Source organism: Sinorhizobium fredii, assembly GCF_002944405.1.
In the GTDB taxonomy this organism is placed as follows: domain Bacteria; phylum Pseudomonadota; class Alphaproteobacteria; order Rhizobiales; family Rhizobiaceae; genus Sinorhizobium; species Sinorhizobium fredii_C.
This window is the reverse complement of sequence record NZ_CP024307.1, coordinates 2,051,291-2,067,782: the sequence shown is the minus strand read 5'-3', so window position 1 is coordinate 2,067,782 and position 16,492 is coordinate 2,051,291. Positions and strand designations below refer to the sequence as shown.

General features: G+C 63.4%; 11 protein-coding genes. 6 read left to right on the top strand and 5 right to left on the bottom strand.

What is annotated here, in order from left to right; genetic code table 11:
- Nucleotides 1-60: 60 nt before the first annotated feature.
- Nucleotides 61-1,089, bottom strand: coding sequence for a flagellar biosynthetic protein FliO (locus NXT3_RS10255; protein WP_104839289.1), 1,029 nt, complete (start codon nt 1,087-1,089; stop codon nt 61-63).
- Between the two features lie 362 nt (nt 1,090-1,451).
- On the opposite strand from NXT3_RS10255, the gene cckA reads away from it, so the two are divergent.
- Nucleotides 1,452-4,064 carry a cell cycle histidine kinase CckA gene (gene cckA, locus NXT3_RS10250; RefSeq protein ID WP_104839288.1) on the top strand — a complete coding sequence of 871 codons (2,613 nt, stop codon included), beginning with the start codon at nt 1,452-1,454 and terminating at the stop codon, nt 4,062-4,064.
- 47 nt (nt 4,065-4,111) lie between these two features.
- Here cckA and NXT3_RS10245 read toward each other — a convergent pair whose 3' ends face one another.
- Nucleotides 4,112-5,050: a pseudouridine-5'-phosphate glycosidase gene (locus tag NXT3_RS10245; protein WP_104839287.1), complete on the bottom strand. Its 939-nt coding sequence runs from the start codon at nt 5,048-5,050 to the stop codon at nt 4,112-4,114.
- Nucleotides 5,051-5,136: 86 nt separating this feature from the next.
- Nucleotides 5,137-6,084, bottom strand: coding sequence for a carbohydrate kinase family protein (locus NXT3_RS10240; RefSeq protein ID WP_097524859.1), 948 nt, complete (start codon nt 6,082-6,084; stop codon nt 5,137-5,139).
- 231 nt (nt 6,085-6,315) lie between these two features.
- Here NXT3_RS10240 and recA point away from each other — a divergent pair, with 231 nt between their 5' ends.
- Together recA and alaS are read left to right on the top strand one after the other, a co-directional pair.
- Nucleotides 6,316-7,401 (top strand): recombinase RecA, encoded by a 1,086-nt coding sequence (gene recA / locus NXT3_RS10235; protein WP_037424417.1) that lies wholly within the window; start codon nt 6,316-6,318, stop codon nt 7,399-7,401.
- 225 nt (nt 7,402-7,626) lie between these two features.
- A complete protein-coding gene (alaS, locus tag NXT3_RS10230) occupies nt 7,627-10,290 on the top strand; it encodes an alanine--tRNA ligase (protein WP_104839979.1) in 2,664 nt (887 codons plus the stop codon).
- 48 nt (nt 10,291-10,338) lie between these two features.
- On the opposite strand, the gene NXT3_RS10225 is transcribed toward alaS, so the two are convergent.
- Nucleotides 10,339-11,997, bottom strand: a complete 1,659-nt coding sequence (locus NXT3_RS10225; RefSeq protein ID WP_104839286.1) for a SulP family inorganic anion transporter — start codon at nt 11,995-11,997, stop codon at nt 10,339-10,341.
- 170 nt (nt 11,998-12,167) lie between these two features.
- Between NXT3_RS10225 and NXT3_RS10220 the strand changes: the two genes are divergently transcribed.
- Nucleotides 12,168-13,016, top strand: coding sequence for an AraC family transcriptional regulator (locus tag NXT3_RS10220; RefSeq protein ID WP_104839285.1), 849 nt, complete (start codon nt 12,168-12,170; stop codon nt 13,014-13,016).
- A gap of 84 nt (nt 13,017-13,100) precedes the next feature.
- On the opposite strand, the gene NXT3_RS10215 is transcribed toward NXT3_RS10220, so the two are convergent.
- The gene (locus NXT3_RS10215) at nt 13,101-14,315 is read right to left on the bottom strand and encodes an NADP-dependent isocitrate dehydrogenase (protein ID WP_104839284.1); all 1,215 of its coding nucleotides are present in this window, start codon (nt 14,313-14,315) and stop codon (nt 13,101-13,103) included.
- Nucleotides 14,316-14,520: 205 nt separating this feature from the next.
- Here NXT3_RS10215 and NXT3_RS10210 point away from each other — a divergent pair, with 205 nt between their 5' ends.
- Nucleotides 14,521-15,348, top strand: a complete 828-nt coding sequence (locus NXT3_RS10210) for an RNA methyltransferase (protein WP_037424428.1) — start codon at nt 14,521-14,523, stop codon at nt 15,346-15,348.
- Nucleotides 15,335-16,138 carry a glutamate racemase gene (murI, locus tag NXT3_RS10205; RefSeq protein ID WP_104839283.1) on the top strand — a complete coding sequence of 268 codons (804 nt, stop codon included), beginning with the start codon at nt 15,335-15,337 and terminating at the stop codon, nt 16,136-16,138. Before NXT3_RS10210 ends, murI begins: the two co-directional genes overlap by 14 nt.
- Nucleotides 16,139-16,492: the final 354 nt, after the last annotated feature.

Here is a 16,492-nt window from a genome sequence, read left to right as displayed (position 1 = left end):
CGCGACATGGTCGCGCCGTTTTTTTGTCCGGTGGGAAAACAGGTATGTCTGCGCCGCAGTTCAGGGTTTGCGGCCAGCAGAGATATCAGCCAGCATGCGGCTCATCTCCTCCTCGATCGACTCTTCCTTGCGGCCTTCTTCCAGTGGCGGGCCGAGGATCGGTTCCTGGCGGGCGGCGGCCATTGGGCGGGCCTCCGGCTTGGGCGCCACCGTGGATGAGAGCCGCTGGAGATCACCGCTAATCTCCGCGTCGAGGAACCGTTCGAAGTCCGCCGCCTTGTCGACGGCGGCCGGCCTCTCCACCGCCGTCGGACTTTCGACCGCAACGGGTTCGGCCAGCCGGGGAATGGGCGGGATCTGGACGGGCCGCGGAGACTCCCGCGTCGCCGCTATCGGCTGCGGAAATCGCTCTTCGCGCGAGGGTTGGGCCATAGGAACGATCCGCTCGCGCGCCGCCCTCAGCATGTCTTGGGGCGTTTGCGGGGCGGATACCGGGAGGATGGCAGGGGCGGGCGGCGAGGTCCTGACGACGGGTTCCGGCGGAGGCGGCGGTTCGACGGGCAGGGGACGTTGCTGCACGGTTTCTGAGGGCTTTGGCGCGGGCTCCGGCTCCCGCACGGGCACGGCCCGCGGCGGCTCATCCGACCCCGCCGGCCGCACCGGCTCTTGCTTTGCGGCTTCCGCAGGTGTCGACGCCGAAACGGGTTGAGGGGCTGGCGCCGCCTGCTCGGGCGCGACCGGGGACTTGGGGGCCGGCTGTTCCACCGTCGCGGCGACGGAAGCAGCTGCGGCCGCCCCGTCATCGGCCACGATGCGGCTCTCGATGACGATATCAGTTGGTCCGCCGATCATGATCAGATGCTCGACGTCGTCGCGGCGGACGAGCACGAGCCGGCGGCGCGTGTCGACGGCGGCGGCATCGAGCACGGCGAGCCGCGGCTGGCGGTTCTTGCCGCCCCGCACGAAGGGGGACGAGGGCCTGTTTCGCATGATCCAGAGCACCGCCACGAGGCACAGAAGGCCGACGGCGACGGCTCCGGCGGCGATGACGAATCGGCTACCGTTGTCCCCGACCAATGTTTCCATCATGGGCTGAACTCCTTTTCCGGTCGAATTGCAACATTTGACGGCTTTTTTCAGGCCGGGACAAGGTTGCGCCCGACATTCCCTGTGAATTGACCGCCGCGCTTCCGCCGAGACGCTTTCTGCTGTTATCTCTGATTGTTAAAGATGATTCCAGTTCGACGAAGCGGCTGCGGCACCCGGAGGTCGCGAGGCCTCGGCGAACGCCGGCGACTGCATAGGACCTTAAACCGGGCCGGTTTTGGGGATAAATTATGCGGCAATTCAAAGGATTACGGTAGCCCTTGAGCGTCCGCCGGATGCGCGGCACGTCAAGTCAGCGGGATACCGGTGTAGCGGCGGACGCTCCGCCAGCAGGTGAGGACCCGATGACGAAATTGCGGCAGTCAGGTGATTACCAGATGCCGGTCGTTGACCGGGGCGTCCGGCCGGGTACCGTGTTCAGGATCATCGTGCTGGCGATCGTGCTGACCGCGTCCGCTGCCGCCTTCGTCGTCTTCAAGAACCAGCTCGAGAACGAAATCGTCCTCGGCATACTCGGCGTGCTGGCGATGGTCGGGATATTCTTCCTGGTTTCGTCGGTGATCGGCTTCATCGAGGTCATGCCTCAGTCGCGGCCGGATGAGCTGGCACGCACCTTTCTCGATGCGCATGAGGACGGCACGGTGGTCACCGACCGCAAGGGACGCATCGTCTACGCGAACGCCGCTTACGGCGCCTTGACCGGTGCCAAAGGTGCTGCCGGCATCCAATCGCTGGAAACCATCCTGTCGCGCAACAGGGAGGCGACGGAGGCGGTCTATCGGCTGACCAACGGCCTGCGCGAAGGCAAGCAGGGGCACGAGGAATTCCGCCTCCTCAAACCTCTGGCGAATGGCGCAATGACCGGCTCAGGAGCGCATTGGTTTCGCCTGAAGGCGCGCGTGCTGCCGTTGGAGGATGCCAAAAGCAACCCGCTCTATCTGTGGCAGATTGCCGACATCACGGCCGAGCGCGACGACCAGGAGCGCTTTTTCAAGGAATTGCAGAACGCCATCGACTATCTCGATCACGCTCCGGCCGGCTTTTTCTCGGCCGGACGAAAGGGCGAAATCTTCTATATCAACGCCACGCTTGCCGATTGGCTCGGGATCGATCTCACCAAGTTCCAGCCGGGGGCGATCAGCATCGCCGATCTTGTCGCGGGCGAGGGGCTTACGCTCATCCAGTCGGTACAGGCCGAGCCCGGTCTCAAGAAGACCAAGGTCCTGGATCTCGACCTGCGCAAGGGGAATGGCCAAAGCCTGCCGGTAAGGCTGATCCACCGTGTTTCCTCGACGCGCGACGGTGCGCCGGGCGAGAGCCGGACGATCGTCATGTCCCGCGAGGGCGACGACAGCGATCAATCGGCATCGAACGCGGCGATGCGGTTCACGCGCTTCTTCAACAACACGCCGATGGCTATCGCTTCGGTGGACGGCGCCGGGCGGATCCTCAGAACCAACGCACCGTTCCTGAAGCTCTTCGCCGGCCTTGTCTCGCAGGACGACGTCGAGCGCGGCATAACGATCGACGCCGTCCTGAACGAAACCGAGCGAGGCCAACTCGAAGAAGCGCTCGCCGCGGCAAAGGACCGCCAGGGCGACATCGCGCCGATCGATTCGCTCCATCCGGCTGATGAAGGACGCCACTTCCGCTTCTACGTGAATGCCGTTATCGACCAGAGCGAGCAGGCGCCCGAGGAGGCGGCGATCGTCTATGCGCTGGAGATCACCGAACAGAAGGCGCTCGAGAACCAGATGGCACAGACGCAGAAGATGAATGCGGTCGGAACGCTCGCCGGCGGCATCGCGCATGATTTCAACAACGTGCTGACGGCCATATTGCTTTCTGCCGACCACCTGCTGCTCTCGGCGCGGCCGGCCGACGCGACTTTCGCCGACCTGATGGAAATCAAGCGGAACGCCAACCGCGCCGCCGTCCTGGTGCGGCAATTGCTCGCCTTCTCGCGCAAGCAGACGATGCGGCCGACCGTCCTCAACCTCACCGACGTCATCGGCGACCTGCGCATGCTGGTCGACCGCATGACGGGCACGAATGTCAAGGTCGAGGTCGATTATGGCCGCGATCTTTGGCCGGTGAGGACCGATCTCGGCCAGTTCGAGCAGGTGCTGTTGAACCTCGCCGTCAATGCGCGCGACGCCATGCCTGAAGGCGGGACCATCACGTTGCGGACTCGAAACCTGCCGGCGAGCGAAGTCGCCGCACTCGGACGCCGCGAACTGCCGGAAGATGATTTCGTCACGGTGGAAGTCTCCGACCAGGGCACCGGGATTCCGGCGGAGATCATGGACAAGATCTTCGAGCCCTTCTTCACGACGAAGGAAGTCGGCAAGGGCACGGGCCTTGGTCTGTCAATGGTCTATGGGATCGTCAAGCAGTCGGGCGGCTACATCTATCCCGAGTCGGAAGTCGGCAAGGGCACGACATTCCGCATCCTGTTGCCGCGCCATGTGGAAATCGCCGAGGCGCGCGAGGAAGCCGCTCCGGGTGAGGCGAGTGCCGCCGGCCCATCGGCAAGGGAGGCAGCCACGGCGCCGGCTGCACAAGCGGAGCCTACCGACCTCACCGGCGATTCTGCCGTCGTGCTCCTCGTCGAGGACGAGGAGGCGGTCCGTCGCGGCGGCAAGCGGATGCTCGAAACCCGCGGCTATACGGTTCATGAGGCGGGATCGGGCGTCGAGGCGCTGGAGATCATGGACGAACTCGACGGCGCCGTCGATATCGTCGTTTCGGATGTGGTAATGCCCGAGATGGACGGCCCGACGCTGTTGCGCGAGTTGCGAAAAAAATACCCGAACCTCAAGTTCATTTTCGTCTCGGGCTATGCGGAAGATGCCTTTGCCCGCAACTTGCCGGCCGATGCCAAGTTCGGCTTCCTGCCGAAGCCGTTCTCGCTGAAGCAACTGGCAGTGGCGGTCCGGGAAATGCTGGATTCCTGAGAGGATGGCCGACGCCTATGGGCGGCGGGCGCAAAGTCCTTCTACTTCTACTTCGCCCCGCCTGCCGCCAATGCGACGGCGATCTCGGCGGCGAGGCGCGCGTTGTTCTCGACGAGCGCAATATTGGTCTCGAGGCTCCGGCCCTCGGTCATATGAAAGAGATTGTCGAGCAGATAGGGTGTCACCGCCTTGCCGGTAATCTCGTCGCTCGCCGCATTGTCCAGAGCACGCGCGATGTAGATTTCCATCTCCTCCCGCGAAATCTGGCTTTCCTCCGGGACAGGATTGGCGACCAGCATGCCGCCATCGACGCCGAGCAGTTCGCGCATCCGCTGGAAATTCGCGATAGCCGCTGGGCTGTTCAGCATCAGCGGGCTCCTGATGCCGGAATCGCGCGACCAGAAGGCGGGGAAGGTTTCGCTGTCATAGGTGACGACCGGGACGCCCCTGGTTTCCAGCACTTCCAGCGTCTTCGGAATGTCGAGGATGGCCTTCGCGCCGGCGCAAACGACGATGACGCCGGTTCGGGCGAGTTCGTCCAGATCGGCGGAAATGTCGAAACTCTGTTCCGCGCCGCGATGGACGCCGCCGATGCCGCCGGTCGCAAAGACGCTGATGCCGGCCCGCGCCGCCGCGATCATCGTTGCGGCGACTGTCGTGGCGCCGGTACGGCGCTCGGCGAGGGCGAAGGCGAGGTCGGCGCGCGACAGCTTCATTGCGCCCTCGGTTTTCGCAAGAGCCTCAAGCTTCGCGTCATCGAGGCCGATATGAAGGACGCCGTGGATCACCGCGATCGTGGCAGGGATGGCTCCTTGGTCGCGGATGATCGCTTCGACGCTGCGCGCCATTTCGAGATTGCCCGGATAGGGCATGCCATGCGTGATGATCGTCGATTCCAGCGCCACGATGGGCGCGCCGCGCGCCTTGGCGGCGGCGACTTCATCGGAATACTCGATGGGCAGGAAAGGCGAGGAGGATTTTGTCATGGTCTTTCGCTTCTGATGAGGGGAGCGTCAGGCGGGCGGGAGTCGTCATGCATTTCCGCCTTCCGCCCGGAATTCGGCTGCGGACTTCATGACAGCATTTGGGGCTCCGGCACAAGGGCCAGCACCCGCGCGAGATTGTCCGCCGACATCTCCTCGGCGGCGGCTAGCGGCGAGTGGAGCGTCAGGACGGCGGCGGCGATGCCGCGCCGGAGGCAGCCGGCGAGATCGAAGCCGGCAAGCCGGGCAGCGAGAAAGCCCGATGCCAGCGCGTCGCCGGCGCCTGTCACGTCTGCAAGTGCGGGCAGGGCAGGCGGGATGGCCAGGCAGGCGCCTTCCCGGTCGAAGGCAACCGCTGCTTTGCCGCCGCGGGTGACGGCGCCGCCGGCAAGGCCTGCAGACCGCAGCAGTGACGGCCATTCCTCTACGTCGGCGGCCTCGGCGCCGGTCAGCGCCCGCGCCTCCGCCTCGTTCATGAAGAGGAAGTCGAGGCCGGTCAGGCTTTGGCGGTACCGGACCACCTTGGCCGGGGAAACGGCGATGCCGGCAAGAATGCGGTGCGGTCCCGCCGTCGCATCGACCAGCGCCGTCAGCGTCTCTTGAGGCAGGTTGGCGTCCATGAGCACGAGATCGCTCGACGCGAGGATTTCGCGCGTCGCACGCTGCTGCAGCCGGCGTGGCGAGAACGAGCCGTAGAGATCCATGTCGGCAAGGGCGATCACCAGATTGCCGTCCTTTTCGAGGATTGCCGTATAGCTCGGCGTCTTGCGATCAAGAAAGATGAATGGGCAATCGATGACGCCGGCAGCGGCGGCCGCGGCGGCCACCAGATCACCGGCCGGATCGCCGCCGCGCGGGCTGATCATCCGCACCCGGTGGCCGAGACGCGCGAGATTCCTGGCGGCGTTGAAGCCGCCGCCTCCCGCCTCCTCGAACCAGGTTCCGGGATTACTCGCTCCAGGCACCGTCGTGCCGCTGATACGGCCGCGCCGGTCGACATGGGCGCCGCCCAGAACGGTGATTTCCCGCTTCGTCATTCGAACACCTCTATCGGCGAATCGGCGCTATGGCGAGAAGCCCGTGCGAACTGCCGCGCAGCCTGTGGAAATGCGCTACAATAGCCCGTGAACAGGAATCGAACACTCACAAGATACCTATTTTGATTCAGGGACTTGAAGTGCCATTGCCAAAATAGAACAAAGCATGTACAAAATCTCCTGCGGCGGCTTCATTGCCTCGATAGCTCCAATAACCTAAAGGTGGACCCAATGGCACAAAACTCTTTGCGGCTCGTAGAGGACAAATCGGTGGACAAAAGCAAGGCACTTGAAGCGGCTCTTTCCCAGATCGAACGTTCGTTCGGCAAGGGATCGATCATGAAGCTCGGATCGAAGGACAGCGTCGTCGAGATCGAAACCGTCTCGACCGGGTCGCTCGGCCTCGATATCGCGCTCGGCATCGGCGGCCTGCCGAAAGGCCGCATCATCGAGATTTACGGACCGGAAAGCTCGGGCAAGACGACCTTGGCGCTGCAGACCGTTGCCGAGGCGCAGAAGAAGGGCGGCATCTGCGCCTTCGTCGACGCCGAACACGCGCTCGATCCGGTCTATGCGCGCAAGCTCGGCGTCGACCTCGAAAACCTCTTGATCTCGCAGCCGGACACCGGCGAGCAGGCCCTCGAAATCACCGACACGCTGGTTCGCTCCGGCGCGATCGACGTCCTTGTCGTCGACTCGGTGGCCGCGCTTGTGCCGCGTGCCGAAATCGAAGGCGAGATGGGCGACAGTCTGCCGGGCATGCAGGCCCGCCTGATGAGCCAGGCGCTGCGCAAGCTGACCGCGTCGATCTCCAAGTCCAACTGCATGGTGATCTTCATCAACCAGATCCGCATGAAGATCGGCGTGATGTTCGGCTCGCCGGAAACGACGACGGGCGGCAACGCACTGAAGTTCTACGCGTCGGTCCGCCTCGACATCCGCCGCATCGGCTCGGTCAAGGAGCGCGAGGAAGTCGTCGGCAACCAGACCCGCGTCAAGGTTGTCAAGAACAAGATGGCGCCGCCCTTCAAGCAGGTGGAGTTCGACATCATGTATGGCGAAGGCGTTTCCAAGACCGGCGAACTGATCGACCTCGGCGTCAAGGCCGGCATTGTCGAGAAGTCCGGCGCCTGGTTCTCCTACAACAGCCAGCGCCTGGGGCAGGGGCGTGAAAATGCCAAGCTGTTCCTGCGCGACAATCCCGATCTCGCTCGAGAAATCGAGATGGCCTTGCGGCAGAACGCCGGGCTGATTGCCGACCGGTTCCTGGAAAATGGCGGGCCGGAGAGCGAAGGCGACGAAGCGGCCGACATGTAAGAGCCAAACTTCAGTTTGCATGCCATCAACCGGCCGTCGATCAGATCGGCCGGTTTTTGCTGCCGTCTGGACAGCATGATATGCGGAAGATAAAAGCCTGTGGTTCCGGTGACGGCGTCATCGGCGAGGCGGCTATGCGTGGTAGACGCGGGGTTAAAGGAAAACGGCGCAAGGCGCGGAAAACGCGTGGGGTTGCAGCCGGCATGTGCACAGATAGGACGCAAGATGAGCGGCGTGAATGAAATCCGGTCGATGTTTCTCGACTATTTCCGCAAGAACGGTCACGAAATCGTGCCGTCGAGCCCTCTGGTGCCGCGCAACGACCCGACCCTGATGTTCACCAATGCCGGCATGGTGCAGTTCAAGAACGTCTTCACCGGTCTCGAGCAGCGGCCCTATTCGACCGCGGCGACGGCGCAGAAATGCGTGCGCGCCGGCGGCAAGCACAACGACCTCGACAATGTCGGCTACACGGCCCGGCACCACACTTTCTTCGAGATGCTCGGCAACTTCTCCTTCGGCGACTATTTCAAGGAACGGGCGATCGAGCTCGCCTGGAGCCTGATCACCAAGGAATACGGGCTCGACGCCAAGCGCCTGCTCGTCACTGTCTACCATACCGACGACGAGGCATTTGACCTCTGGAAGAAGATCGCCGGCCTCAGCGACGAGCGCATCATTCGCATTCCGACCAGCGACAATTTCTGGGCGATGGGCGATACCGGCCCCTGCGGTCCCTGCTCGGAAATCTTTTATGACCACGGCGAGCAGATCTGGGGCGGCCCGCCCGGCTCGGCCGAGGAAGACGGCGACCGCTTCATCGAGATCTGGAACCTCGTCTTCATGCAATACGAGCAGGTCACCAAGGAAGAGCGGGTCAACCTGCCGCGGCCGTCGATCGACACTGGCATGGGTCTCGAGCGCGTCGCCGCCGTGCTGCAGGGCCAGCACGACAATTACGACATCGATCTGTTCCGCGCCCTGATCGCAGCCTCCGAGGAGGCGACCGGCGTCAAGGCGGAGGGTGACCGCCGCGCGAGCCACCGGGTCATCGCCGACCACCTGCGTTCCTCCGCTTTCCTGATCGCCGACGGCGTGCTGCCTTCCAACGAAGGCCGTGGCTATGTGCTGCGCCGCATCATGCGCCGCGCCATGCGCCATGCGCAGCTGCTTGGCGCGCAGGAGCCGCTGATGTGGAAGCTGCTGCCGGCGCTTGTCGGCCAGATGGGCCGCGCCTATCCGGAACTGGTCCGGGCCGAGGCGCTGATTTCCGAAACGCTGAAGCTCGAAGAGAGGCGCTTCCGCAAGACGCTCGAGCGAGGCCTGAACCTTTTGGCGGATGCTTCGGCGGGCCTTTCGGAAGGCGACCGGTTCGACGGCGAAACGGCCTTCAAGCTCTACGACACCTACGGCTTCCCGCTCGACCTGACCCAGGACGCGCTGCGGGCCAAGGGCATCACCGTCGACACGGATGCGTTTTCCACCGCCATGCAGCGACAGAAGGCCGAAGCCCGCGCCAACTGGGCCGGTTCCGGCGAAGCGGCCACCGAGACGATCTGGTTCGAGCTCAAGGAAAAGCACGGCGCCACCGACTTCCTCGGCTACGACACGGAATCGGCTGAGGGTGTGATCCAGGCGATCGTCCGCGACGGTGCGGTGGTCGAGTCCGCCACCAAGGGCGAGACCGTCCAGCTGATCCTGAACCAGACGCCCTTCTACGGGGAATCCGGCGGCCAGATGGGTGACACGGGCGTCATTGCCACCGAAACGGGCAAGCTTGCGGTTACCGACACGCAGAAGCGCGGCGAAGGGCTGTTCGTCCATTACGGAACCGTCTCGGAAGGCATCATCAAAAGGGGCGAGGCAGCCGCGCTTACCGTCGACCATGCCCGCCGTTCGCGCCTGCGCGCCAACCATTCGGCAACCCACCTGCTGCATGAGGCGCTGCGCGAGGTGCTTGGCACGCACGTGGCGCAAAAGGGCTCGCTCGTCGCCCCCGAGCGGCTGCGCTTCGACGTTTCGCATCCGAAACCGATGTCGGCCGAGGAGCTGAAGGTCGTCGAGGAAATGGCCAACGAGATCATCGTTCAGAACACGCCGGTGACCACGAGGCTAATGAGCGTCGACGATGCCATCGCCGAGGGTGCCATGGCGCTCTTCGGCGAAAAATACGGGGACGAGGTCCGAGTCGTGTCGATGGGCCAGGGCATTCGCGGCTCGAAGGCCGGAAAACCCTATTCGGTCGAGCTCTGCGGCGGCACGCACGTCTCCGCAACCGGCGACATCGGCCTTGTGCGCGTTGTCTCGGAAAGTGCCGTCGGCGCCGGCGTGCGCCGTATCGAGGCGCTGACCGGCGAAGCCGCGCGAGCCTACCTCAACGAACAGGATGAGCGCGTCAAGACGCTGGCATCGGCCCTGAAGGTCCAGCCCGCGGACGTCCTCGGGCGGGTCGAGGCGCTGCTCGACGAGCGGCGCAAGCTTGAACGCGAACTCACCGAGGCGAAGAAGAAGCTCGCCCTCGTCGGTGACGGCCAGAACGGCTCGGGCGACGCGGCCCGCGAGATCGGCGGCGTCCGCTTCCTCGGCAAGGTCATTTCCGGCGTCGAGCCGAAGGATCTGAAAAGCCTTGCCGACGATGGCAAGAAGACGCTCGGTTCCGGCGTCGTCGCCTTCGTCGGCGTCTCGGGTGACGGCAAGGCGAGTGCGGTCGTGGCCGTCACCGACGACCTGACGTCCAAAGTTAGCGCCATCGATCTGGTGCGCGTCGCCTCGGCTGCGCTCGGCGGCAAGGGTGGCGGTGGGCGGCCGGACATGGCCCAGGCGGGCGGCCCGGACGGCGGACGCGCCGCCGAGGCGATCGAGGCGGTCGCCGTCGCGCTCGCCGGTTGAACGGCGCTGGTGCGGAAAGACGGAGAAAAGGGCGCTGCACGCCCTTTTTCATGCGCTCTTTTCGCCGCGGATGGTCTCGAGCGCCGCCGGGATCGAGCCGCGCATCAAGACACGCGGTGGACGCACGTGGTGTTGATAGAGGGCGCGGCGAACCTGCGTATTGGCGCCAACGATGATGAAGCGCACGCCGAGCCTCTCCGCCTTGCGCAACGTCCCTTCGATGATGTTGGCGGCGGTCGAATCCATGAAGGGGACTTCGGAGCAGTCGAGAATGAAGTTTCGGCGCTGATCGGCGATCCGATCGAGCACCGCTGCAACGGTGGCTGCCGAGCCGAAGAAGAAGATGCCTGCAATCCGATAGATCACCGTTTCCGGATCATCGCCAATGACCGGGTGCTCTTCGTCGCGATTTCCCGATTGCAGCAGCTCAAGCGGCTTCATTTCACCGACTGAGATGCCTTTCGCCATTCGATTGATGAACAGGAGGGCGCCGAGCGCCACACCGATCACTATCCCCTCTGTCAGTTCGCGAAAGACAACGATGAAAAAGGTGGCCAGCAGCACGACAGCATCACCGTAGGACGACCGCAAGAGCGCCATGAAGGCCGGCTTTTCGATCATGTTCCAGGCGACGACGGCAAGCACGCCAGCGAGGGAAGCGAGCGGGATATAGCTTGCTAGCGGTGCGGCAAGCAGCATGAAGAGAAGGAGAAAGACTGAATGCAGCATGCCGGAAACGGGGCTAGTGCCTCCGGCGCGAACATTGGTTGCGGTGCGGGCAATGGTGCCGGTGACGCAGATGCCGCCGAAGAGCGCCGAACACAGATTGGCTATCCCCTGGGCAATCAACTCCATGCTGGATCGATGTCTGCGTCCCGTCATGCCATCAGCGACAACGGCCGAAAGCAGTGACTCGATCGCGCCGAGAAGAGCCAACGAGACCGCATCCGGGAACACCGCAACGGCTTTCTCAAGGGAGAAAGGCGGCAAGGTCGGAAGCGGCAGTCCGCGCGGAATACCGCCGAAGCGAGTGCCGATCGTGTCCGTCGGCAGGTGCAGGACGGCGACGAGGACCGATGCGGCGCCGATGGCGATGAGCATTCCGGGCCAATGCGGCCGCAACCGGCGCAGCGCGAGAATGATGCCGACGGTCAGGGTGGCGGTCAGCACCGCGGCCCGATTGACCGTATCGGCGGACCGAGCGAGTGCCGCGATCTTTTCAACAATCGGCCCCGGTTCGCTGCCTGGTAACGTCAGCCCGAAAAGGTCGCGCAACTGGCTGGCAAAGATGATCACAGCAATCCCGGCCGTGAAGCCGACCGTGACGGGGTAGGGGATGAACTTGATGTACTGTCCGAGGCGCAAGTAGCCGGCCGCAACGAGCATGAGGCCGGCCATCGCAGTCGCAAGCAACAGGCCGTCGATACCATGCCGGGCGCCGGTCGCAGCGACGAGAACGATGAAGGCACCGGCCGGACCGCCAATCTGGACCCGGCTGCCGCCGAGGAGCGAAACGAGAAATCCGCCGACGATTGCGGTATAGAGCCCGCGATCGGGTGTTACGCCGGAGGCGATCGCAATGGCCATTGAAAGCGGTAGGGCGACGATGGAGACGGTCAGGCCGGCCAAAGCGTCCGCTTTCAGCCTGGCGCGGCCGTATCCCTCGGCGATCACGCTGACAGTTTTTGGGATAAGAGAATCGGGCATCGGCGAAACTTTCGAGATGCGCCACGTTTGCTGGATGGTACGTGCCGGGCATTCTCAGCCTATCTGAGTCGCCATGCCGCACAAGCTGAGCGGGCAGCATTCAGGTCAGCAGGATTCGTCAATTCGATCTGTGGTTTGAACGTGGTCGAGCGAAGCGCGAAAGGTTCGATATGGCGGGCGGTGCATGGGCGACATATGAGAGGCGGCTTCACCACGTCTCGGCCTATATCTACGGGCATCTCGATGAAGAGCTGAATCTCGACCGGCTGTCGGAGATCGCCTGTCTTTCGCCGCACCATTGGCACCGCATCTACAGGGCGGTGCATGGCGAAACCTTGGCGGCGACCGTCAAGCGATTGCGGCTGCAACGGGCAGCGGCAGAACTTGTCCAGACCGGTCTTTCAGTCGAAGCGATCGCGCGACGCTCTGGCTACCCGAATGTTCAATCCTTCAACCGCACCTTCAGGGCCGTCTATGGTCTTCCGCCGGCGCGCTACAGGAAGGAGGGGAGCCACAAGGTGTTTGAAACCGCTTCCATGGAAGGAAATGCTGTCATGTACGATGTTGACTTGAGGACCATAGAGCCTCTGACCCTGGCCGGTGTCGCCCATTCCGGTTCCTATATGGGTATCGGCGAGGCCTTCGAAACGCTTTACGCTACCCTTTTCGCGCGCGGCCTCCTTCGGTCGGAGATGGAGATGATCGGAATTTACCTGGATGACCCGGAACTGGTGGAGACCGACAAGCTCCGATCCTTCGCCTGCGTGACGATCAACGACGAGGGACCGGCCGAAGCGCCACTTACGCCGCAAAGGATCGACGGCGGGAACTATGCCGTGCTGCGGCACAGGGGGCCCTATGCCGACATGCCGAGGGCCTATCAATGGCTCTATGGGACCTGGCTGCCGAATTCCGGCCGCGAGATCCGCGACAGCGTCATGTTCGAGAAGTATCTGAACAACCCGCGCGAAGTGGCCCCGACCGAGCTGCTTACGGAAATCTATCTGCCGCTCAAGTGACGCGGTCTCGTTTTTACTTCGGCGCTTCAAACAAGAAACCCGGCACAGGCCGGGTTTCGCAGTTGTGGCTGTCGGGCTGGCCGCTTAAGCGGCCATTGCCTTCCTGAGGTTCTCGTCGATCTTGTCGAGGAAGCCGGTGGTCGAGAGCCACGGCTGGTCGGGACCGATCAGCAGCGCCAGGTCCTTGGTCATGAAGCCGGCCTCGACAGTCTCGACGCAGATGTGCTCCAGCGTCTCGGAGAACTTCGCCAGTTCGGCATTGCCGTCGAGCTTGGCGCGGTGCGCCAGACCGCGGGTCCAGGCGAAGATCGAGGCGATCGAGTTGGTCGAGGTTTCCTCGCCCTTCTGATGCTGGCGGTAGTGGCGGGTCACCGTGCCGTGCGCGGCTTCCGCTTCGACCGTCTTGCCGTCCGGGGTCATCAGCACCGAGGTCATCAGGCCGAGCGAGCCGAAGCCCTGGGCGACGATGTCCGACTGCACGTCGCCGTCATAGTTCTTGCAGGCCCAGACGTAGCCGCCGGACCACTTGAGCGCCGAGGCGACCATGTCGTCGATCAGGCGGTGTTCGTACCAGAGCTTGTCGGCCTTGAACTCTTCGGCGAATTCCTCGTCGAACACCTTCTGGAAGATGTCCTTGAAGCGGCCGTCATAGGCTTTCAGGATAGTGTTCTTGGTCGAGAGATAGACCGGCACCTTGCGCTGCAGGCCGTAGTTGAACGAGGCGCGGGCGAATTCGGTGATCGATTCGTCGAGGTTGTACATCGCCATCGCAACGCCGGCGCCGGGGGCCTCATAGACGTCGTGTTCGATCGTCTGGCCGTCGTCGCCGACGAACTTGATCGACAGCTTGCCCTTGCCCGGGAACTTGAAGTCGGTGGCGCGATACTGGTCGCCGAAGGCGTGGCGGCCGACGATGATCGGTTTGGTCCAGCCGGGGACGAGGCGCGGGACGTTCTTGCAGATGATCGGTTCGCGGAAGATGACGCCGCCGAGGATATTGCGGATCGTGCCGTTCGGCGACTTCCACATTTTCTTCAGGTTGAATTCCTCGACGCGTGCTTCATCCGGCGTGATCGTTGCGCACTTGACGCCGACGCCGTGCTTCTTGATGGCGTTCGCGGCATCGATCGTCACCTGGTCTTCGGTCGCATCGCGGTTTTCGACGCTGAGGTCGTAATATTCCAGATCGAGGTCGAGATAGGGATGGATCAGCTTGTCCTTGATGAACTGCCAGATGATGCGGGTCATCTCATCGCCGTCGAGCTCGACGACCGGATTGGCGACCTTGATCTTTGCCATGAATATGCCTCGTGCTTTCTGAGACGCCGTGGCCGACGCCCCTCCGGTGGAAAAATCCACAGCCCTATAGCACTGTGGACCGGCAAGGCAAAGCATAGTTGGCCGAAACTTTGGGTCAGCAAAGGCGTCGCCGACTTTGGTGTCCCGGCTTTAATTTCCAAGGTTTTTGTGCGAGGGAAGCGGCGAATAGAGGCAAGGTATCATAATGGCAGGCACGAACAGCGAGCGCGAACTCTTGACGGAGGGGCCGGCGATCATTCTCGCTTACCCTCAGCTGGGCGAGAACATCGGCATGGTTGCTCGCGCCATGGCGAATTTCGGGCTTTCGGAACTGCGTCTCGTCAATCCGCGCGACGGTTGGCCGAGTGAGAAGGCGCGCTCGGCGGCGAGCCGAGCCGATCATGTGATCGACGGGGCCAAACTCTATAACACGCTAGAGGAGGCAATCGCCGACCTCAACTTCGTCTACGCCACCACAGCCCGCGATCGGGATGGCTACAAGCCGGTGCGTTCGCCGATCGTTGCCGCCCGCTCGCTCCGCCAGCGCTTCAAGGTCGGGGAGGCGGTCGGCATCATCTTCGGCCGCGAGCGTACCGGACTGACCAATGAGGAGGTGGCGCTCGCAGACGAGATTGTAACCTTCCCCGTCAATCCCGCCTTCGCCTCGCTCAATCTTGCCCAGGCCGTGCTGCTGATGTCCTATGAGTGGATGAAGACCGGCATGGAGTCCGAGGAGGAGACCTCGTTCCAGGCGATCGAGCAGCGGCCGGCCACGAAGGAACATCTTCAGGGGCTGTTCGAACATCTCGAGGGGGCGCTCGAGGCGCGCAATTACTTTCGCTCCGCCGATAAAAAGCCGAAATTGGTGGAAAATCTCCGCGCTGTTCTGACGAGGCCTTCCTTCAGCGAATCCGAAATCCAGGTGCTGCGCGGCGTCATCTCATCGCTCGACCGCTTCACGCGCGAAAACCCGCGCGGCTCGGGCGCACCGGCCGGAGGCAGGAAGGGGCAAGGCGGCGGTGACGACGACTGAGCTCAAACCCATTCTCGTCTTCGACAGCGGCATCGGCGGTCTGACGGTGCTGCGCGAGGCGCGCGTGCTGATGCCGGAGCGGCACTTCATCTATGTCGCCGACGATGCCGGCTTTCCCTATGGCGGATGGGAGGAGGGGGCGCTAAAGGTGCGGGTGATCGCGCTCTTTGGCGACTTGCTCAGAGAGCACGATCCGGAAATCTGCGTCATCGCCTGCAATACCGCCTTCACACTGGTCGGAGCGGATTTGCGCGCCGCCTATCCGCAAATGACCTTCGTCGGCACGGTACCGGCGATCAAGCCGGCGGCCGAGCGGACGCGTTCGGGACTGGTCTCGGTTCTGGCAACGCCCGGAACGGTGAAGCGCGCCTATACGCGCGATCTCATCCAATCCTTCGCCTCGCAGTGCTATGTGCGCTTGGTCGGTTCGGAGAACCTGGCACGCATGTCGGAAGCCTATATCCGCGGCGACAAGCTGGAGGACGAGGCGGTGCTGGCGGAGATCGCCCCCTGCTTTGTCGAAATGGACGATCGGAAGACCGACATCGTCGTGCTCGCCTGCACGCATTATCCGTTCATGGCGAACGTCTTCCGGCGGCTGGCGCCCTGGCCGGTCGACTGGCTGGATCCGGCCGAGGCAATCGCGCGGCGGGCGCGTTCGCTCGTGCCGTTGCCGAACGGTTTCGAGCCGTTGAACGGCGAGGATCCGGCGATTTTCACCTCCGGCAGGCCCGATTTCGCCACGCGGCGGCTGATGCAGGGCTTTGGGCTCACCATGCGTTCCGCATGAGCGTCAGAACGCCGTCGGCAGGATGAAGGCGGCGGCCGCCAGCACGATCGCAATCGCAAGGCAAGGCTGATTCACGAGCGCCGCGCTTCCGCCGGCGAAATGACGCGATAGGGGGTCTTGCAGCCTCGCGCAATTGCTTGTCGAACTGAAAGTGGTTCTCGGTGTCGTATCGGGACATCAGCTTCCTTGCATCCTGTCTGGGACTATCATCAGGCGACTCCAGTGAATAGGAGGGGATCTGCCCGCTTTCAACTTTTGCGATTTTTTTCCAGGGAACCAATTTTTGCTGGGTCGCACGCGTATTCCTGTGAGTTGTCTGAATAGCGGCCCTGACCGGAGCCAAAACCGTGCTAG

Bases quoted from the DNA above. Each gene is read 5' to 3' on its own strand.
- alaS (WP_104839979.1), top strand. From the start codon at position 7,627: ATGAGCGGCGTGAATGAAATCCGGTCGATGTTTCTCGACTATTTCCGC.
- NXT3_RS10225 (WP_104839286.1), bottom strand. From the start codon at position 11,997: ATGCCCGATTCTCTTATCCCAAAAACTGTCAGCGTGATCGCCGAGGGA.
- NXT3_RS10255 (WP_104839289.1), bottom strand. From the start codon at position 1,089: ATGATGGAAACATTGGTCGGGGACAACGGTAGCCGATTCGTCATCGCC.
- recA (WP_037424417.1), top strand. From the start codon at position 6,316: ATGGCACAAAACTCTTTGCGGCTCGTAGAGGACAAATCGGTGGACAAA.
- NXT3_RS10215 (WP_104839284.1), bottom strand. From the start codon at position 14,315: ATGGCAAAGATCAAGGTCGCCAATCCGGTCGTCGAGCTCGACGGCGAT.
- NXT3_RS10240 (WP_097524859.1), bottom strand. From the start codon at position 6,084: ATGACGAAGCGGGAAATCACCGTTCTGGGCGGCGCCCATGTCGACCGG.
- cckA (WP_104839288.1), top strand. From the start codon at position 1,452: ATGACGAAATTGCGGCAGTCAGGTGATTACCAGATGCCGGTCGTTGAC.
- NXT3_RS10220 (WP_104839285.1), top strand. From the start codon at position 12,168: ATGGCGGGCGGTGCATGGGCGACATATGAGAGGCGGCTTCACCACGTC.
- NXT3_RS10210 (WP_037424428.1), top strand. From the start codon at position 14,521: ATGGCAGGCACGAACAGCGAGCGCGAACTCTTGACGGAGGGGCCGGCG.
- NXT3_RS10245 (WP_104839287.1), bottom strand. From the start codon at position 5,050: ATGACAAAATCCTCCTCGCCTTTCCTGCCCATCGAGTATTCCGATGAA.